Raw genomic sequence first — 20,301 nt, forward strand, 5'->3', positions numbered from 1 at the left:
GCAACTCCTGCCTAGTAGGTCCGTTTTATCGGTGGAAACGCTTCACGTAATTTAGGTGACATGTTGACATCGCGTTTGCTCATCGCTTTAGTCACTGGATTAAACAAGCTATGACATAACCAATTTTCATCATCACGTTCTAAATAATCTTCACGAGAATGCGCACCACGGCTTTCTGTACGGAAGTTAGCGGCATAAGCTGTTGCGAGCGCAGTTGCCATTAAGTTATCTAATTCTAAACACTCAATACGTTGAGTATTAAATTCGGTAGAATTATCAGATAACTTAGCATTTTCAAGGCGTTTTTGAATCGCTTGAAGCTGTTCTAAACCTTCTGCCATGGCTTCGCCACTACGGAAAACAGAGAAATTTAACTGCATACACAATTGAAGATCTTTACGGATAACCGTAGGGTCTTCACCGTCTTTGTTGCTTTCCCAACGATTAAGACGAGCAAGTGAAGCACTAATGTCTTCGTCTGATGCTGCTTTTGGATCAGGTGTTGCATCTAACGCTTTACCTAAATGCTGACCTGCAGCACGTCCAAATACCACTAAATCAAGCAGTGAGTTACCACCTAAACGGTTCGCTCCATGTACGGATACACAAGCAATCTCACCGACAGCAAACAAACCTAATACATCTTCTTCAGTGCCATCATCATTCTTACGAATAACTTGACCACTCACTTTAGTCGGTAATCCGCCCATCATATAGTGACACGTTGGTAATACAGGGATTGGACCATCGGCTGGATCGATATGAGCAAAGGTACGTGACAATTCACAAACACCAGGAAGACGAGCTTCTAGGGTCTCTTTGCCTAAATGATCAAGCTTCAGCAACAAATACGGACCTAATGGACCGTCTAAACCACGACCTTCACGAATTTCAGTCATCATTGAACGTGCAACCACGTCACGTGATGCTAAATCTTTCGCGTTTGGTGCATAACGTTCCATGAAACGCTCGCCGTCTTTGTTTAGAAGATATCCACCTTCACCACGACAACCTTCAGTAACCAAAACACCTGCGCCAGCAATACCCGTAGGGTGGAACTGCCACATTTCCATATCTTGTAACTGAACACCAGCACGTGCCGCCATACCCACACCGTCACCAGTATTGATATGAGCGTTAGTGGTAGAAGCATAAATACGCCCTGCTCCACCTGTTGCTAGAATTGTTGCTTTGGCTTTGAAATAAACAATATCGCCTGTTTCAATTTCAATTGCAGTACAACCAACAACCACGCCATCATCGTTTTTAACCAAATCTAAGGCATACCACTCAGAATAAACGTCAGTTTTATGTTTAACGTTTTGTTGATATAAACAATGAAGCAGTGCATGTCCTGTACGGTCAGCTGCTGCTGCAGTACGTGCTGCTTGCTCGCCACCAAAGTTTCTTGATTGGCCACCAAAAGGACGTTGATAGATAGTGCCGTCTTCGAAACGAGAAAAAGGTAATCCCATTTGCTCAAGTTCGATAATGGCTTCAGGACCGGTTTGACACATAAACTCAATGGCTTCTTGGTCACCGATAAAATCGGAACCTTTAACCGTATCGTACATATGTTGTTCCCAATGATCTTCGTGCGCGTTACCTAATGCTACGGTGATACCACCTTGAGCAGAAACGGTATGTGAACGAGTTGGAAACACTTTAGATAAAAGCGCACAGCTCTTACCTTCTTTAGAAATCTGTAATGCTGCTCGCATACCCGCACCGCCGGCGCCGATTACGATTGCATCAAATTCGCGTACTGGAATACTCACTTAAACACCCCACATTATTACAATGCCTGATGCAGCATAACTTAATGCGATCAAAACAAAGGTAAACTGTAAAACCCCGCGTAATGCAGTATTTTTGACATAATCAGTCAATACTTGCCATACACCAATCCATGCATGAATAAGTAAAGCAAGCAAGGTTATTAGGGTAAAGACTTTCATCGGAAGTGAGCTATACAAACCACTCCAAATTTCAAAAGTTAATGGGGCACTACACGCGATAAAGCCAACTATGAAAATAGTATAACAAGCGAGAATCACTGCACTTGCGCGTAATAGAATATAGTCATGAACACCACTGCGTCCAAAACTTGATGCATTTATTACCATACCCAAATCCCCGCTATGATTGAAAAGGCCGCTGCTATAGCAAAAGTAGCCTTAGCTGATGCAGTACCTGAAGCTAACTCTTCCCAACGACCAGTATCCATTACCAAATGGCGTATGCCACCTAATAAGTGATAACCCAACGCAGTTAGAATTCCCCAAAGGATGAACTTCATCACGAAACTATCGAACAAGGATTGTACGCTAGCGAAACCATCTGCTGATGTTAAAGTCGAATTTAACAACCAAAGAAGGATACCAATAGCAAATAGCATGATCACACCGGAGATGCGGTGCAGTATTGACGCGATCGCTGTCGCAGGAAAGCGAATCGTCTGCAGGTCTAGATGGACAGGTCTTTGCTTTTTCACGTTCTGCTCACTCAGCTCCATTGAGCCTTATTTTTGTTATAAATCTATTCTTTGCTTAACCATTAATAATTTGCATATAGCAAAGCATTCTCTAAACAAAAAATAGACTGCTCTTAACGCCTAAAACAGTTGAGAAAACAACAATTAGTTTATAATTTAATCATTTCCAAACTGTGACGCTCGTCGCCATTAGGGACGCAGGCAAGTATACTCGTGGGAATTGTCAAATACAAACCTCACATTATGCAAAATAAGTTTTTTTAGTGTTTTTTTTATTCTAATCCAAGCGCAGAGCGGTTTTCAGAGGACATATACCATGGTCTAACAAATTTAAACGCTTATTTAAATTGAAATGTGATCCCGATCCACTGTAAAGTAATGACCGCTTAACATGCCGCACTCATATAAAGAATGAAGTAAGGAGAACGGGGTATGGCTGATAATATAGCCAAATTAGAGTTACCAGGAAACGATTCAATCGACCTACCTATTAAAAAAGGTACTGAAGGTTTTGATGTTATCGACATCAGTAAACTTGGAAAAAAAGGGTATTTTACCTTCGACCCAGGCTTTCTAGCTACTGCATCTTGTGAGTCAGCAATTACTTATATCGATGGTGATAAAGGTATCTTGTTACATCGTGGGTATCCAATTGAGCAACTTGCAACTGAATCGACATACTTAGATTTATGCTACTTGCTTCTTTACGGTGAATTACCGTCTAAAGTCGATTACGAACAATTTGTCACCACAGTGAAACAACACACTATGGTTAATGAGCAAATTGCTTTCTTCTTCAGAGGATTTCGTCGTGATGCACACCCAATGGCAATGCTATGTGGTGTAACAGGTGCATTATCTGCTTTCTATCAAGACTCTCTAGATGTTAACAATCCAGAGCACAGAGAAATTGCAGCTTATCGCTTAGTGTCTAAAATGCCGACCATTGCTGCAATGTGCTACAAATATTCAATGGGGCAGCCATTTATTTACCCACGTAACAATTTAAGTTATGCAGGTAACTTCTTGTCGATGATGTTTGCTACTCCGTGTGAAGAGTACAAGGTCAACCCAGTGATTGAACAAGCAATGGACCGTATTTTTGTACTGCATGCTGATCATGAGCAAAATGCATCAACATCAACAGTACGTTTAGCAGGTTCATCAGGCGCTAATCCATTTGCATGTATTGCAGCGGGTATAGCTTCGTTGTGGGGCCCAGCTCATGGTGGTGCTAACGAAGCTTGTCTGCAAATGCTAGAAGAAATCGGCAGCGTTGATCGCATTCCTGAGTTTATCGAGAAAGCGAAAGACAAAAACGATCCATTCCGCTTAATGGGCTTTGGTCATCGAGTTTACAAAAACTTCGACCCACGCGCTAAAGTGATGCGTGAAACGTGTCATGACGTGCTTAAAGAACTTAAAGTGGTTGATCCATTATTAGATGTAGCAATGGAACTTGAGCGTATCGCCCTTGAAGATGAATACTTTATCTCTAAGAAGCTATACCCGAACGTTGATTTCTACTCTGGTATCATCATGAAAGCCATTGGTATCCCTACCAGTATGTTTACTGTGCTATTTGCATTGTCACGTACTGTTGGTTGGATTTCACATTGGAAAGAAATGTTAGATCAACCAGGCCATAAAATCAGCCGTCCACGTCAGTTATACACTGGTGAATCGGCACGTGAATTTGTGAGTCTTGATAAACGTTAATCGTTTTGATTAATGTGATAAAAAAGCGCCGAAAGGCGCTTTTTTTGTATTTTAAGCCCATTCATTTGTCCCCATTGAATTAAATACACTTACTACTAGCATGCAACCATAGCCTCGAAGTCGTTCTACCTCTTATTCCCTAATTAATTTACTTTTTTATTGATCGTGTTATTAAATCTTTTTCATAACCCATCATGCAGGAATAACCAATCACACCATAAGTTAACCATTTTAACTAATTTAACATTACCAAACTCACTAACACCAAACATTAAGCCAACATAAATCATTGCTGTATAACATGTATTTAACATGGCATGGTTAATGCTATATGGTGAGTAATTAACATTGATTACAAATGATAACGTGACGTTTAACTGCTTAAATATAACACTAAGTACATTAGCGTCATTTAATTCAAAAAATAATAATTGGCAGGTACTCCCATGGACAGGTTCATCAACATAAAAAAAATGGCAATTCCTTTATTTTGTATAGCAGCACTTAGCGGTTGTGGTGACGAAACAGAGCAAGTAAAAGAAGATGAAAAATTTGCTATCCCAGTTGAAACCGCACTGGTCACTACAGGCAATGTATCCTCTTTTTACAGCACGACAGCAACTCTCGAGGCTCCAGAAGAGTCACATGTGATGAGCCGCATCGCAGGGATAATCGAAACAATTAACGTTGAGGAAGGCGATCGGGTTACCAAGGGGCAAATACTTGCGGTAATTGATGCCAAGCGTCAACGCTATGATTTCAATCGTTCAGAAGCCGAAGTGCAGATTATTCAGCAAGAATTAAATCGTTTAAACAAAATGAATAACAAAGAGTTTATTAGCCAAGATGCTATGGCCAAACTCGAATTTAATTTACAAGCAGCCAAGGCACAACGAGATTTAGCAGAGCTACAAGTTAAAGAAAGCCAAATAACCTCACCCATTAATGGTGTTGTTGCTGAACGCTATGTTAAAACAGGCAATATGGCCAAAGAGTTCCAAGAGCTATTTTATGTCGTTAACCAAGACCAACTTCACGGTATATTACACCTACCAGAACAACAGCTTGCGAGTTTACGAGTTGGTCAGCAAGCCAGTATTATTCAACAACATCAAACTGCAAACGCCAAAATTATTAACGCTAACGTGTTACGCATCAGTCCAATAGTGGATGCTCAAAGTGGTACGTTTAAAGTAACACTAGCAGTACCCAATCAAGATGCAACATTAAAAGCAGGCATGTTTACTCGGGTTGAACTTAAATACGACACCCACCTTGATGTACTTACCGTGCCTTATAACGCATTAATCAACCAAGACAACACCCAGGCTTTGTATGTCATTAAAGACACCAAAGCACAACGACGTGAAGTCACCTTGGGCTACCGTGAAAATAACACGGTTGAAATTTTATCGGGTGTGGAAGATGGTGAACAAATTGTCATCCGTGGCCAACAAAATCTCAAAGATCAATCATTAGTGGAAATTATTACCCCACTTAGCTTCGCAGCTATTCGATAACGGAGCGGGATAATGTCAATAATTAACACTTCAGTTAAACGCCCCGTCACTGTATGGATGTTCATGTTAGCTGTAATGCTTTTTGGCATGGTAGGGTTTTCTCGCCTCGCGGTAAAATTGTTACCAGACTTAAGCTATCCCAGCGTGACAATACGCACAGCCTATGACGGTGCCGCTCCGGTTGAAATTGAACAGCTGGTATCAAAACCTATTGAAGAAGCTGTAGGGGTGGTAAAAGGACTCCGGAAAATCAGTTCAATTTCACGTTCTGGCATGTCTGATGTTGTGCTCGAGTTTGAATGGGGCACCAACATGGATATGGCAAGCCTTGAAGTACGTGAAAAAATCGACACTATCGAACTTCCCTTAGACATTAATAAACCATTATTACTGCGTTTTAACCCCAATCTTGATCCCATCATGCGCTTAGCTTTTTCTGTACCCAATGCCGATGCGGAACAATTAAAGCAAATGCGAACCTTTGCAGATGAAGAGTTAAAACGACGTTTAGAAGCCTTATCCGGTGTTGCTGCCGTAAGGTTATCCGGTGGGTTGGAGCAAGAAGTTCACATTGAATTAAATCAACAAAAACTAAGCCAATTGAATCTTAATGCCGACCAGGTTAAGCGTCGAATCAATGAAGAAAATATCAACCTTTCAGCAGGTAAAGTGATTCAGGGTGATAAAGAATACTTGGTCAGAACCTTAAATCAATTCAACTCACTCGATGAGTTAGGTCAAGTCATTATCTACCGAGATGGCCAAACCTTAGTCAGATTATCTGATATTGCGGTGATTAGTGATGCCTACAAAGAACGCAGTGATATTACTCGTATCGGCCAGGTAGAATCGATTGAGCTAGCAATATACAAAGAAGGCGACGCCAATACCGTTGCTGTTGCGCAAAAGCTACGCTCTGAACTTGAAAAAATCAACCAAGCTAATGAAGGTAATAAATTAAAAGTTATTTATGACCAATCTGAGTTTATTGAAAGTGCAGTGAATGAGGTAACTTCTGCAGCGTTATTTGGTAGCTTACTGGCAATGCTGGTGATTTACCTATTTTTACGGGATATTATTGCCACCTTGATTATTTCTATCTCGATTCCCTTCTCGGTTATTGCCACCTTTAATATGATGTATTTTGCTGATATCAGTTTAAACATTATGTCACTAGGCGGTATTGCGTTAGCGATTGGTTTATTGGTCGACAATGCCATTGTGGTTTTAGAAAACATAGACCGTTATAAAGCTCAAGGCATGAGTAAAGTTGAGGCAGCCGTCACTGGATGTAAAGAGGTCTCTGGTGCCATTTTTGCATCTACACTTACCACGCTGGCAGTATTTGTACCTTTAGTGTTTGTCGATGGCATTGCTGGAGCCTTATTTTCCGACCAAGCTCTCACTGTCACGTTCGCCCTACTCGCCTCATTATTTGTCGCTTTAACAGCCATTCCCATGTTGGCATCACGTCAAGGTTTTACTAGCCTGCCGCAACCGGTTGAAGTGACCCAAAAGCCTAAACCAACAAGTCGCAAAGGAAAAATAGCTTATTACTTACTGGCAGTGCTGAGTTTTCCCTTTAAACTCTTGTTTAGCTATTTACCTTCAGGATTGTTAACCGCAATTATTGTCATTAGCCGTTTTATAAGTAGTGTATTTGGGCTGTTACTCAAACCCATCTGTGCTGGCTTTAACTACTTATATCGCATCGTAGAATCAATTTATTTCCGAGTGTTACATCACGCCCTACGCCACCAAGTACTCACCATTGTGTTAGCACTAATGGTGACCCTAGCCTCAAGCAGTTTACTGCCTAAGTTAGGTGTCGAGTTAATCCCGCCGATGAATCAAGGTGAGTTTTATGTCGAAATTTTATTACCACCAGGCACCGAAGTCAGTGAAACTGATGCCGTATTACAAAAACTAGCGCTGTCGATTAAAGACCGTGAAGATGTGAAACATGCTTATAGCCAAGCGGGTAGCGGTGGATTAATGACATCAGATACCGCTCGCGGCGGTGAAAACTGGGGCCGATTACAAGTGGTACTCGCAGACCCTTTAGCCTTTAACGTTGTTAGTCAGGTATTGCGAAACACAGCAAGAAACATTCCTGAACTAGAAGCTAAAATTGAACATCCTGAGTTATTCAGTTTTAAAACCCCACTTGAAATTGAATTATCAGGTTATGATTTAGCTCAACTCAAACAAAGCGCAGACCAATTGGTTAATGCCTTGTCTGAGTCTGACCGTTTTAGTGACATCAATACTAGCTTACGTGATGGCCAACCAGAGATCAGTATTCGCTTTGATCATGCCCGTTTAGCAGCGCTAGGAATGGATGCGCCGACAGTCGCTAACCGTATAGCCCAACGCGTAGGTGGGACTATTGCCAGCCAGTTTACGGTACGTGATCGTAAAGTGGATATTTTGGTGCGCAGTGAGTTAAGCGAACGCGATCAGATCAGCGACATTGAATCGTTAATTATTAATCCCAATAGCGCCCAACCGATCCCATTAAGTGCTATCGCCACAATAGATTTGCAAATGGGTCCTTCAGCGATTAATCGTATCAGTCAACAGCGAGTCGCTATTGTGTCGTCTAATTTGGCATACGGTGATTTAAGTGAAGCGGTGCTTCAAGCACAACAAATACTGACTAAACAGCAGTTCCCGAGTTCGATACAGGCCAGATTTGGCGGTCAAAATGAAGAAATGGAACAATCATTTGATTCGTTAAAAATAGCCTTGGTTCTAGCTATCTTCTTAGTATATTTAGTGATGGCCAGTCAGTTTGAGTCATTGTTACATCCACTGTTAATTTTAATTGCAGTGCCTATGGCCGTTGCAGGCAGCATTATTGGTTTATTTATTACCGGAACCCATTTAAGTGTGGTGGTATTTATAGGCTTAATTATGCTGGCAGGTATTGTGGTCAACAATGCGATTGTATTAGTTGACCGTATTAATCAATTACGCCAAGAAGGCAAGGATAAGCTAACTGCGATTAATGATGCTGCGCAATCTCGTTTACGTCCTATCATGATGACAACCCTAACCACTACTTTAGGTTTATTGCCCATGGCAATAGGGATTGGCGATGGCAGTGAAGTTCGTGCGCCAATGGCGATTACTGTGATTTTCGGTTTAAGCATGTCAACCTTGCTTACATTGTTAGTTATCCCTGCTTTATATGCGTTATTTGATCGTAAACAATATATCCAAAGCGACGTTGAGCTTAATACTGCGGAGACGCCAGCATGAACATAACTCAACTGGCGATAAAGCGCCCTGTCACCACCTGTATGTTTTTCTTGGCCATCATGTTATTTGGTATGGCGGCCAGTCGAATGTTGCCATTAGAAATGTTTCCAGGGATTGATATTCCACAAATTGTGGTGCAAGTTCCGTATAAAGGCTCCAGTCCTGCAGAAGTTGAACGGGATATCACTAAAGTTCTGGAAGAATCACTTGCCACCATGAGTGGTATTGAAGAGGTGCGTTCAGATTCAACCCAAGACGGTGCTTTTATTCGACTCAACATGAAATGGGGTCAAGACGTTGCCACCAAAAGTCTTGAAGCACGTGAGAAAATCGACTCGGTAAGACATTTATTACCAAAAGATGTCGAACGCGTGATGATCCAACAGTTTTCTACCGCCGATATGCCGGTTCTGACCATTCGCATATCAAGCGAGCGTGAACTCTCTAATGCATTTGATTTATTAGACAAACAATTGCGTAAGCCACTTGAACGCGTTGATGGCATATCAAAAGTCACCCTTTATGGCGTTGAACAAAAGCAGATTGAAATCCGGCTTGATGCCGATAAATTAATAGCTTCAAACCTTAATAGTCTCGATCTACGCACGCGTTTGCTGGCTGAAAACTTCGTCATCAGTGCAGGCACCCTTAGAGAAAACTCAAGAGTGTATCAAGTATCACCCAAAGGCGAATTTACCAGTCTCGATGATATTAACAATTTGGTCATAGTGCCAGGTATTCGCCTGCAAGATATTGCGATGGTGAATTATGCCCTGCCCGAGAAAATAGAAGGACGACATTTAGACCAAAAATATGCAGTGGGCATTGACGTATTTAAAGAGTCTGGTGCTAATTTAGTGGAGGTGTCTGATCGAGTATTAAACGTTATCGAACAGGTTAAGCAAGATCAGCAATTTAATGGCATCAAACTGTTTATCATGGAAGATCAAGCCTATGGTGTTAAATCGTCATTAAAAGACTTACTACTGTCTGGCTTAATGGGTGCGGTATTGTCATTTGGCGTGCTGTATCTTTTTTTACGTAACCTTAAAATGACCTTAGTGGTTATCTCATCTGTGCCGATTTCATTATGTATGACATTGGCTGGTATGTACTTTTTAGGCTACAGCTTAAATATTTTGTCGATGATGGGACTACTATTAGCAGTCGGCATGTTGATTGACAATGCGGTGGTGGTGACCGAAAGCGTACTGCAAGAGAAACAAGCAGCACACATTGACGACACTTGCCAGCTAAAAGCCAACCAACAAGCCGTGTTAACCGGCGTAGAAAAAGTTTCATTGGCAGTGTTAGCAGGCACATTAACCACCGCCATTGTATTTTTACCCAATATTTTTGGTGTTAAAGTTCAACTGACCATCTTTTTAGAACACGTTGCTGTCGCCATTTGTATTTCGCTGGCGGCTTCATTGTTAGTTGCAAAAACCCTTATTCCACTTATGCTTAATCACTTTCATTTTGAAGTGAAAGCCGCTAATGGCAATAATCACTTAGGGCGTTTTTATCAACGCAGCCTCACCTGGATTTTAACCCGGCCGAAACGTTCTGGTATCATCGCTTTGATGATATTGGTATCTACAGCATTGCCATTAAGCATGGTGCAACAAGATCAAGGTGATGGTGAAGGTAATGACCGTTTATACATTAATTACCAGCTAGAAGGTCGCCATAATCTAGCGGTCACTGAAGCCATGATTAATAGCATGGAAACGTATTTATACAGCAATAAAGACAAGTTTTATATTGATGCGGTTTACAGTTACTACGCCCCACAAGATGCACAATCAACCATTTTATTGCAAAAAGACATCCCAATAGACATTGGTGAGTTAAAGAAAATGATCCGTGAAGGCTTTCCTAAGTTTTCGATTGCTACGCCACAATTTGGTTGGGGCAACGAAAATAACGGTATTCGTGTGACGTTAACTGGACGCTCAACAACCGAATTAATTCGTATCAGTGAGCAAGTGATGCCACTACTCGAAGATATAGAAGGCCTAGTCGATGTACGTTCTGAAGTAAATGGTTCACAACAGGAAGTTATTGTCGTCATTAACCGAGAAATGGCTGCCAGACTGGATTTGACCTTAAGTGATATAGCATCGAACATTGCAATTGCTTTAAGAGGTTCACAACTACGTTCATTTCGTCATGATCTTAGCGGCGAATTACGTATCGAACTGGCCTATGACAAAAGCTGGCAAAAATCGCTGGAAAAACTTAAGCAACTACCGATTATTCGTCAAGGTGACCGAGTTTATACCCTAGACAGTTTAGCTGAAGCAACCGTGGTTCCACGTTTTGATACCATTCGACATTTTAATCGCCAAACAGCTTTATCAATCGGTGCAAACTTAGAAAACTTCACCACAGAAGAAGCACAAACCAAAATAACTCAAGTAATGGATTCAGTAAACTTTCCAAATGGATACGGCTATTCGCTTCGGGGTGGGTTTGAACGTCAAGATGAAGACCAGTCAATCATGGCGGTGAATATGATCTTAGCCATTGCGATGATTTATATTGTTATGGCGGCATTATTTGAATCACTGCTTTTACCAACAGCTATCATTACCTCGATCATGTTCTCCATAACTGGTGTATTTTGGGCACTGTGGTTAACAGGTACGCCGATGTCGGTAATGTCTATGATTGGCATACTTATTTTAATGGGTATTGTGGTGAATAATGGTATTGTGTTGGTTGATCAAATCAACCAAATGACTCCGGATTTAGATAAGCTAAGCGACACTATTGTCACCGTGTGTATTACCCGTTTGCGTCCAGTATTAATGACAGTTGCAACAACAGTGTTAGGCTTAGTTCCGTTAGCCATGGGAGACACCCAAATAGGTGGTGGTGGACCACCTTATTCACCAATGGCCATTGCGATCATTGGTGGGTTAACTTTTTCAACGGTAACCAGTTTGTATTTAGTGCCATTGTGCTACCAAGCTCTTTACTTAATGAGGCATAAGGCAGCTATTCGATTAGGCTTAGCCAACACTTTTGCTCAAAAACTGCTACCTTGGACTAATACTAATCGTTAATCGTCTTAGAATAATGCGACTACATTAGCTATTGCGTTAACGACAAGCTATCACAAAGCCTTAACAGCTATGTGATCTAATACGTTGAATTAGTAGTATTGATAACAACTAGCTCGCTAAGACAGTAAATAAAAGGGACAAACATGAAACTGAGATTCCAACGAAAAATTATTGGATTAAGTGCTTTTGCAATGTTGGCTTTCAGCAACGTTTTAGTGGCAGATGACACCATGAGTGATGTTACTATCACCTCGAAAAAACTAGATAATAATACTTATATGTTTATGGGTGCCGGTGGCAATATTGGTGTTTCTGCAGGGGACGACGGTATATTGATCATCGATGACCAATTTGCACCATTAGCCGATAAAATTACTGCCGCCCTCAATCAAATTCAACCCGGTGTACCGAAATACATAGTGAATACTCATTACCATGGTGATCATACTGGTGGTAATGCTCATTTTGGCGAGCAAGGTACAATCCTAGCCCATCATAATGTGCTCAAACGTCTTAGTGAAGATAACAGTACGCCCACCTCAGCACTGCCTGTTATCACTTTTGAAGAAAACATCTCAATACATTTCAATCACGATACTTTAGAAGTTATCCACCTAGGCCCCGGCCATACCGACGGAGACAGTGTTGTAATGTGGGAGAAAGCAAATATCATTCACATGGGCGATTTATACTTTAAAGACCGCTTTCCGTACATTGATTTAGCGGCGGGAGGTTCTGTGACGGGTTACCGAGAAAATGTTAGTTTAATACTCGACCGTTTAGACAATAAGACTAAAGTGATACCCGGTCATGGCGCGTTAGCCGATAAAAATGCACTGTTAAAATTTAAGCATATGCTTGATGACAGTATTAATTGGATGCGTGGTGAAATAGAAATGGGCCATGATTTAGCTACCATCAAAAAACAGGGCGTGCCAGCAAAATACGCTAATTGGGCTTGGGGATTTATCTCTGCAGACAAATGGATTGAAACCTTATATCAAGACCTATCCACAAAAACTTAAATGGCTAACCTATCTCGGTAAAATAAATATCACTGTCAACTTACATATAAAAGCTTGCTGTTCTAAGCAAGCTTTTTGTATAAACATCAACATAATTAAAGACAGAACAGCCACTATGCCAGTATCAAAGGCGCCTGTCTGAAATGCCATAATACCCAATATACTGGCTTCAAATCTTTTCCACCAATGTCACGAAATGGTCTAGCGAAATAATATAACCATTGCCAAGAAGCTAAAAACTGCTTGGCTTTTTGCCATATCATTTCTCCACCGGCTTTACGATAACAATCAATAGCTAGATTAATCGCACTATTCTTAGGGCCAATGTAACGATATAAGCTATGGATAAAGACTAACAAATCACGAACTTGTTGAGAAACAACAGATTTGTGTTGTTGATTCGCTTCAAAATCAATAAACTTCACCTCACCGGCTTGCCAGCTAATATCTCGCAATGCAGGACGACCATGAGCAAGCTGCATACTGTGAAGTTTAGCCAACGCAGCACTGGCATCGTTTAAAATTGGTTGCCACAAAATTTCATTTGTATGTTCAAGAAGATGATTAATGGTCTCACCAGCATCCTCGACCACCATATAACCGTCGCCAAAATCAACAACGGCAGGCACAGGAGCACCTAAATGACTTAAGGTGTTTAACACCCCAATTTCTTTATTTAGTGCCTCCGCAGAGTTTTGCTTTAACAAACGCATTGCACCGGCAAGCTGTTCAACTTGTTTCAACCAATAACGTTTCCCCTGAAACTCAAATGACACCACTCGCTCGCCACGATGCTCGCGAAAGACACTCGCTACACATTGTTGAAAGCTATCATTTTCAGCCATAAAAACCTACTCAACAACTTACTATTACTGATTGCTAAATTATCTTCCTCAGTTTTAAAACATTCAATTAAATTAATGTTTTTTAATGCTTATTTATGAATTTATAGCCTTCAATAGCAAATCTATACATACCTTTTATACAATCTAAAAACACAAAAGATACATTTTTCACCGCTGATATTAATTGCAATAACATTCACTTTTTAAATATTGACCAACAAAAAAACGCCCTTCCGGGCGCTTAGTCATCTCTACTCAAAAAAGCGATAAATAAGTTACTCTATCACCAGTGCCGTAGCGCGATTTTCCAATAATACTGGTATGCCTTCAGTAATTGGGTAAGCTAACTTATCAAACTTACAGATCAACTGTTGTGATTCTTTGTCGTATTCTAGCTTTCCTTTACATACTGGGCAGGCCACAATTTCGAGTAATTTTCTATCAAATGCCATGAGACAATCCTTTTTTAGTTTGAGCCACTTGTTGTAATCGGCTCAACATTGCGTGATCAAATTCTGAGTTAAGCTTCGCATTTACAGGTAAATACCACCAGTTTGATTGTGCAAAATCGCGACATTTAACCGCATCTTTTTCAGTCATTAATAATGAATGCTGCACAGATAACTCATTTAATTGCTTTGGGTCAAAAGCTTGATGGTCTGTAAATTCAATTGTTTGTACTACTTTATAACCTAACTGGCTAATACTATTAAAGAAACGTTGCGGATTACCAATGCCCGCCATAGCCACGACACTGTGCTGTTGACTAAATTCATCGTGTAGGTTGCTATCAACCTGACAAAGTGCAGCTGGCTCTAGTGTCATCAGCACTTCACCGTTCAGAGCAGGCCCGCCATTGTTTATCACGAAATCAACTGAATTTAACCGCCATAACCCCTCTCTCAAGGGACCTGCGGGTAACAAGCAGTGATTTCCATAACGCCGTTCACCATCAACGAGTGCTATTTCAATATCGCGTCCTAGCGCATAATGTTGTAAACCATCATCACTGATAATCACATCAACATCAAAGTCTGCTAATAACGTTTGTGCAGCCGCTATTCTTTTACTGCCTACAACCATAGGTACTTGAGTACGAGCAACAATCATTGCAGGCTCGTCACCTACATCACTGGCTTTTGCATTAATATTAACGGCAGCAACGCCATCAATATTAACCCCATAACCTCGACTTATCACACCTGGTTTATAACCATGTTGGCGCAATAACTCGATTAAATAAATCACCGCGGGCGTTTTACCACTCCCACCCGCCGTTATATTACCAACAACAATTACGGGTACAGGCAACACTTGTGCGTGCTTAAATCCGTAATTAAATAGGGCTCGCCTAATCGTGGATATTAACCAAAACAATCCAGACAAAGGTAATAAGAACCACTTGGCTTGATGACCTTGGTACCAAATGCGATGAATAAGCTGTTGCATCACAAACACCTAATCATTATTGACTGAACTGCATTTGATAAAGATTAGCGTAAATACCTGCTTGAGCGATTAACTCACTGTGATTACCGCGTTCAACAATTTTCCCTTGATCAATAACCAAAATTTCATCAGCACTTTCTATGGTTGATAAGCGATGGGCAATCACAATCGAAGTACGATTATGACGCAGATTATCTAAGCCTTTTTGAATCGCTTTTTCTGATTCGGTATCCAGAGCCGAAGTTGCTTCATCTAAAATTAATACCGGTGCATCACGGAGCATGGCGCGAGCAATAGCAATACGTTGACGTTGACCGCCAGAAAGCAACACGCCATTTTCGCCAACTTGAGTATCTAGTCCTTCTGGTAAGGTTTCGATAAATTCCATCGCATAAGCTAATTCAGCGGCATGGATAATCTGCTCTCGTGTGACGTCACCTGGATAGGCATAAGAAATGTTATTGGCAATGGTGTCATTGAACAGGGTCACTTGTTGCGACACTAACGCGACTTGATTACGTAATGATTTAAGCTGATAGTCATAAATACTGGTGTCATCAAGACGAATGTCACCGGTTGATAAATTACCATAAAAGCGGGTGATCAGACTGGCGATAGTCGATTTCCCAGAACCAGAACGTCCAACGAGTGCGACGGTTTTACCCGGCTTAACCTCAAAGTCAATCCCATTTAAAGCGGGCTTTTCTTGGCCAGGATAGGTAAAGGTGACATTATCAAAGGTCAACTTACCTTGTACTCGGTCAATACTAAACTCACCATTATCGGGTTCTGGCGCGGTATCTAATAATTCAAAAACTGTTGTGCAAGCTGCTATACCGCGTTGAAATTCAGCATTAACTCGAGTTAAGTTTTTAATCGGTTGCAACATAGCTAGCATGGCACCTAAAATAGCTGCAAATGTACCAGCCGTTAAATCAGTTTTCATGCTATCCCAAGTGGCTGCATACAGTACAAATGCCAATGCGAACGAACCAATTACCATAATAAGCGGCTGGCTAACTGACTGTGCGACTGCAAGCTTCATATTTTGGTAGCGATTACGATCGTTAACTTGGAAGAAACGATCAACCTCTGTTTTTTGGCCACCAAACACTAATACGTTTTTATGTCCCTTAATCATCTGCTCAGTAGTAGCAGTCACCCCACCCATTGCAGATTGAATCTGTTTAGACACTTTACGAAAGCGCTTACTAACAATACTGATCACTATTCCCATTATTGGGCCTATTACCAATATGCATAATGATAGTTTCCAAGAATAATAAAACATAATGCCTAACATACCGATGGCTGTCATGCTGTCACGGACAATTGAAATTAACGCACTACCAGATGCACGGGCTATTTGCTCCGTATCAAACGTAACGCGCGAAATCAAATTACCGCTATTTTCACGGTCGATATAACTCACGGGTAATCGCAGATAATGCTCAAACACTTGTTGGCGCATATCCATAATGAGTTGTGCACTCATATACGACACGCAATAAGTCGATACAAAGTTAGCCACGCCACGTAAGCTGAACATCAGAATGACCGCAATTGGAGCCATTAACATAATGTCTTTGTTGGCGTTAAAACCACCATGAGTCGGCAAGTCGACACCCGCAACTATTGTCGGTGTTTGGCTAAATCCCTCGTCGATAAATGGTTTAATAAATGCAATAAACGCCGCATCTACAGCACCATAGGTGATAAGACCTAGTACAGCCATAATAAACATGGTTTTCATTGGTACGACATAGGTCATCAAACGTTTGAAAACGACCCACATTTCATTTTTAGGTGATGCTGACATTGAATCCAATACTTAACTAACAAACATAAATGATATTCTACTCTGCTTTAAGTGACTCACCAAATCTAAACAAACGGTTGTACCAAAATGGGGCAATTTGTTGACGATAAGTGGCGACTTTATAGCCGTCAGAAGTAAAGCTGATGCTAATTTGGCCAACATGGCCCGTCTGTAAAATGTTGCTGCCATGAAGTTGATACCTATCCACAATATCTGACTTAGGAAAACCGTATTGATTAGAAAAGCCAGCAGTAAAAATGGCTAATTGAGGATTAACGCTATCGATAAACTCCGCTGTAGATGAAGTTCGGCTACCGTGGTGCGGAACCAATAAGATATCGGCCTGAATATTAGCATTATCCATCAGTAACATATGTTCTCTTGGGGCTTCAATATCGCCGGTTAACAATACCGATGATTGACCATCAAACAATTTAACAACACATGAACGGTTATTATCATTACTATTTGTCGTTAACTGGTTACTGATAAAACCTAATTGTACCCCACGCCAGTTTAACTGACCGTCACAAGTTTTCACGGGTCGTGATAAACCTGACAAGGTCGATGCAGCCATAGGGAAATCAGCTATCAATACCGCCTGCGGAAATTGCTTCAATAACACATTCAATCCACCAGCATGATCATTATCATCATGGCTTATCACAATAAAATCAATATAACGAATACCTCGACTAGCCAAAAATGGCAGTATAGCGCGTTGCGCATAGCTAAAATCTCCATATGCTGCGCCAGTATCGTAAATAACACCGTGCCGTCCTTGCTGTAAAACCACGGCCATACCTTGAGCTACATCAATCACATGCAGCTGCCAAGGTGTTGAGCGTAATGTCGACTTAGGCGTAGGTAAAAGATCATGAGCGACTAGCTTCACCATGATAATCGGTAACACCAAAATAACGACGATTAAACGATAAACAGATCTAAGCTTGTTAGGTACATAGCCGCGCAACATCAATAACATGGTCGCCAAAATAAAAAATAATAACCCTGCCAGTTCTTGTTCTGTCAACACCAGTTGTTTTAGGGGCAAGTGATCACTCAGCTGTAATAACCATCCAAATGGCTCCAGACTTAAATTGGCCCATTGAAATATCATCAGGCCAATATTTTGATGTGCCCCAGCATCAACTCCCGCTAACAACATAACAGACAAAGCCACCAACCAAATGCAGAAGCTCAGCATGGTTAACGGAATAACCACCAAACTAAACCAGGGAACTAACAGCATATTGAGCCAAATACTATGAGGGGAGATCCCACCAAACAATATGCCCTGCAATACACCAAGTAATAGCGCTAAACGCCATTGAATAGCCCACAATACACTCAGTCCACGGAGTATTTTATTTTTTATTAACTTGAATTTATTTACCCAAAATTTTGCGTTATGGGGTTGGAGGGAATCAATGCTTTGATGGGTATAATCTGCATCCAAGATTGCCTGTTGCTCAGTGACATCGGACTTAACCGATAATAAAATGATCATCAATGCGCAAAACGATAACCATAATCCTGCACCAAGTGATGCGAAAGGGTCGACTAATAGTACAAAAAATAAGGCATATGCCAGCCGATCCCAATGATGGCTAAATTGTTTTATAAAACTAAATATCAGCAATAAAAATAGCATCAATAACGCACGTTGTGTAGCAATAGCAAAACCAGATAAATAGCCATAACCCAACGTAAATAGTGCCGCAATCAACATCGCGAGTTGTATTTTACCTAAATGTTGCCAAGAAAAAGCATAACGGCTCAATCCAATCATTATGGCGTAAAATAAACCAAAGACGACCGATAAGTGTAAACCTGAAATAGCAACTAAATGCCCTGCTCCTGTCTGGCGTAATTGTTGCCAACGCTGCGCGGTTAACATGCTTTTATCGCCAAAGATTAACGCTTGTAAAATGTCGCCCTGAGAAAATTGTGACAGTATCGGCGATGACACAAGCATGACTTGTTGGCGCATAGACACACTATTGCTAATCAACTCAGCTTGCTTAATTCGACCTTTAGCAATAATGTGCCTACTAATGAAGTACTTTTGTTGATTAAAACCTCCTTGGTTTTGGATGCTTGTGATCCCTTTCAACTTCGCACTAAATTGCCATATTTGGCCGATCACAATTTTATCTGGCTTTTGCCATGTTAATCGGTAATATCGCTGCACATTGTTAAGCGCCAACGTCTCAAAAAAAGCGTCTTGCTTTGGTTCGGCAATAACGCGCACATCAAAACTAATCCAGTCGCTGTTTTGGCTAACTAGTGATACTATCTGCGCCTTAAACTCGATTTGTTGCGACTTTTCAGCATATTGATGCATATATAAGCTATGAAACAACAGGCTAAGCCAAATGACTGCGAATAAACAACCAGCCATAAGCGGCCCTTTGCGAATGCAAACAAGCATAACTAAGAATAAAATAGGCACACACCACATAGGTGCCAGCGAAGGCCACAACATCGCTGATAAAGAACAGGCGCAAAAGCCATAGATAAATCGATTCATAATGAATTAGTTAAGACATTAATCGACAAATATGCCAAAAAAATTTATACAAAAATATATGCCAAAACCAGAAACACTCCGTAATCATAAGTATTTACGGGTGTTTGGCACGCTATTACACAAGCCTAATCTTTGGGCGTTAAATCGTAAATCGGCCCCTGGGGCATTTGCGGTTGGACTATTTGTGGCGTGGCTACCGATGCCATTTCAAATGGTAGCTGCTGCTGGACTGGCAATACTGTTTAACGTAAATCTTCCCGTTGCAGTGGCACTAGTGTGGATAACTAATCCGCTAACCATGCCCATTATGTTTTATGGTGCATATTTATTAGGCACTAAAATCCTCGGGCATAAAGCACAGGCATTTCAATTTGAAGCCAGCTGGGCATGGATTGAAGCTTCGTTATCAACTATAGGTCCGCCCTTCCTCGTTGGTTGCATTGCGTTAGGTATTATTAGTGCATTGATTGGCTTTATTGTCATAAAAAGCATGTGGCGTTATTCAATTCTATTTAAATGGCAAAAACGTAAAGGCCAATAACGTTCAACAAATTGATTCATT

At 41.0% G+C, this 20,301-nt stretch carries 14 protein-coding genes; 6 read left to right on the top strand and 8 right to left on the bottom strand.

Features of this window, described 5'->3' with window-relative positions; genetic code table 11:
- Positions 1 to 11 precede the first annotated feature (11 nt).
- From sdhA to sdhC, 3 genes are read right to left on the bottom strand one after another with little or no spacing between them, the layout of a single operon-like run.
- Positions 12 to 1,778: a succinate dehydrogenase flavoprotein subunit gene (sdhA, locus tag FH971_RS11725; RefSeq protein ID WP_140234416.1), complete on the bottom strand. Its 1,767-nt coding sequence runs from the start codon at positions 1,776 to 1,778 to the stop codon at positions 12 to 14.
- Positions 1,779 to 2,126, bottom strand: coding sequence for a succinate dehydrogenase, hydrophobic membrane anchor protein (gene sdhD, locus FH971_RS11730; RefSeq protein ID WP_137226843.1), 348 nt, complete (start codon positions 2,124 to 2,126; stop codon positions 1,779 to 1,781).
- Positions 2,120 to 2,515, bottom strand: a complete 396-nt coding sequence (sdhC, locus tag FH971_RS11735; RefSeq protein ID WP_140234417.1) for a succinate dehydrogenase cytochrome b556 subunit — start codon at positions 2,513 to 2,515, stop codon at positions 2,120 to 2,122. The genes sdhD and sdhC overlap by 7 nt, the downstream gene beginning before the upstream one ends.
- Positions 2,516 to 2,926: 411 nt before the next feature.
- Between sdhC and FH971_RS11740 the strand changes: the two genes are divergently transcribed.
- The 5 genes from FH971_RS11740 (at position 2,927) to FH971_RS11760 (ending at position 13,093) form a co-directional block, all read left to right on the top strand.
- Positions 2,927 to 4,213 carry a citrate synthase gene (locus FH971_RS11740; protein ID WP_137226841.1) on the top strand — a complete coding sequence of 429 codons (1,287 nt, stop codon included), beginning with the start codon at positions 2,927 to 2,929 and terminating at the stop codon, positions 4,211 to 4,213.
- A 446-nt stretch (positions 4,214 to 4,659) separates the two neighbouring features.
- Positions 4,660 to 5,733: an efflux RND transporter periplasmic adaptor subunit gene (locus tag FH971_RS11745; protein ID WP_137226840.1), complete on the top strand. Its 1,074-nt coding sequence runs from the start codon at positions 4,660 to 4,662 to the stop codon at positions 5,731 to 5,733.
- A 12-nt stretch (positions 5,734 to 5,745) separates the two neighbouring features.
- Complete coding sequence (locus FH971_RS11750) at positions 5,746 to 8,997, top strand: efflux RND transporter permease subunit (protein WP_140234418.1); 3,252 nt, start codon at positions 5,746 to 5,748, stop codon at positions 8,995 to 8,997.
- Positions 8,994 to 12,068, top strand: coding sequence for an efflux RND transporter permease subunit (locus FH971_RS11755; RefSeq protein WP_140234419.1), 3,075 nt, complete (start codon positions 8,994 to 8,996; stop codon positions 12,066 to 12,068). The genes FH971_RS11750 and FH971_RS11755 overlap by 4 nt, the downstream gene beginning before the upstream one ends.
- A gap of 143 nt (positions 12,069 to 12,211) precedes the next feature.
- Entirely contained in the window at positions 12,212 to 13,093 is an 882-nt protein-coding gene (locus FH971_RS11760) for an MBL fold metallo-hydrolase (RefSeq protein ID WP_140234420.1), read from the top strand.
- Positions 13,094 to 13,206: 113 nt separating this feature from the next.
- On the opposite strand, the gene FH971_RS11765 is transcribed toward FH971_RS11760, so the two are convergent.
- The 5 genes from FH971_RS11765 to FH971_RS11785 all read right to left on the bottom strand — a co-directional run bounded on the left by FH971_RS11765 (position 13,207) and on the right by FH971_RS11785 (position 19,739).
- Positions 13,207 to 13,938, bottom strand: coding sequence for a BUD32 family EKC/KEOPS complex subunit (locus FH971_RS11765; protein WP_140234421.1), 732 nt, complete (start codon positions 13,936 to 13,938; stop codon positions 13,207 to 13,209).
- Between the two features lie 275 nt (positions 13,939 to 14,213).
- A complete protein-coding gene (locus tag FH971_RS11770; RefSeq protein ID WP_137226835.1) occupies positions 14,214 to 14,390 on the bottom strand; it encodes a Trm112 family protein in 177 nt (58 codons plus the stop codon).
- Complete coding sequence (gene lpxK / locus FH971_RS11775; RefSeq protein ID WP_140234422.1) at positions 14,380 to 15,387, bottom strand: tetraacyldisaccharide 4'-kinase; 1,008 nt, start codon at positions 15,385 to 15,387, stop codon at positions 14,380 to 14,382. The genes FH971_RS11770 and lpxK overlap by 11 nt, the downstream gene beginning before the upstream one ends.
- Positions 15,388 to 15,403: 16 nt before the next feature.
- On the bottom strand, positions 15,404 to 17,206 hold the full coding sequence (msbA, locus tag FH971_RS11780) for a lipid A export permease/ATP-binding protein MsbA (protein ID WP_137226833.1): 1,803 nt from the start codon (positions 17,204 to 17,206) through the stop codon (positions 15,404 to 15,406).
- Between the two features lie 37 nt (positions 17,207 to 17,243).
- Complete coding sequence (locus tag FH971_RS11785; protein ID WP_140234423.1) at positions 17,244 to 19,739, bottom strand: DNA internalization-related competence protein ComEC/Rec2; 2,496 nt, start codon at positions 19,737 to 19,739, stop codon at positions 17,244 to 17,246.
- Positions 19,740 to 19,770: 31 nt separating this feature from the next.
- Between FH971_RS11785 and FH971_RS11790 the strand changes: the two genes are divergently transcribed.
- Complete coding sequence (locus tag FH971_RS11790) at positions 19,771 to 20,280, top strand: DUF2062 domain-containing protein (RefSeq protein ID WP_137226831.1); 510 nt, start codon at positions 19,771 to 19,773, stop codon at positions 20,278 to 20,280.
- Positions 20,281 to 20,301: the final 21 nt, after the last annotated feature.

Origin of the sequence: Shewanella polaris (assembly GCF_006385555.1) — a bacterium.
Lineage (GTDB): Bacteria > Pseudomonadota > Gammaproteobacteria > Enterobacterales > Shewanellaceae > Shewanella > Shewanella polaris.

Coding starts and splice junctions, on each gene's coding strand:
- sdhD (WP_137226843.1), bottom strand. CDS start 2,126: ATGGTAATAAATGCATCAAGTTTTGGACGCAGTGGTGTTCATGACTAT.
- sdhC (WP_140234417.1), bottom strand. CDS start 2,515: ATGGAGCTGAGTGAGCAGAACGTGAAAAAGCAAAGACCTGTCCATCTA.
- FH971_RS11740 (WP_137226841.1), top strand. CDS start 2,927: ATGGCTGATAATATAGCCAAATTAGAGTTACCAGGAAACGATTCAATC.
- FH971_RS11745 (WP_137226840.1), top strand. CDS start 4,660: ATGGACAGGTTCATCAACATAAAAAAAATGGCAATTCCTTTATTTTGT.
- FH971_RS11750 (WP_140234418.1), top strand. CDS start 5,746: ATGTCAATAATTAACACTTCAGTTAAACGCCCCGTCACTGTATGGATG.
- FH971_RS11755 (WP_140234419.1), top strand. CDS start 8,994: ATGAACATAACTCAACTGGCGATAAAGCGCCCTGTCACCACCTGTATG.
- FH971_RS11760 (WP_140234420.1), top strand. CDS start 12,212: ATGAAACTGAGATTCCAACGAAAAATTATTGGATTAAGTGCTTTTGCA.
- FH971_RS11765 (WP_140234421.1), bottom strand. CDS start 13,938: ATGGCTGAAAATGATAGCTTTCAACAATGTGTAGCGAGTGTCTTTCGC.
- FH971_RS11770 (WP_137226835.1), bottom strand. CDS start 14,390: ATGGCATTTGATAGAAAATTACTCGAAATTGTGGCCTGCCCAGTATGT.
- lpxK (WP_140234422.1), bottom strand. CDS start 15,387: ATGCAACAGCTTATTCATCGCATTTGGTACCAAGGTCATCAAGCCAAG.
- msbA (WP_137226833.1), bottom strand. CDS start 17,206: ATGTCAGCATCACCTAAAAATGAAATGTGGGTCGTTTTCAAACGTTTG.
- FH971_RS11785 (WP_140234423.1), bottom strand. CDS start 19,739: ATGAATCGATTTATCTATGGCTTTTGCGCCTGTTCTTTATCAGCGATG.
- FH971_RS11790 (WP_137226831.1), top strand. CDS start 19,771: ATGCCAAAAAAATTTATACAAAAATATATGCCAAAACCAGAAACACTC.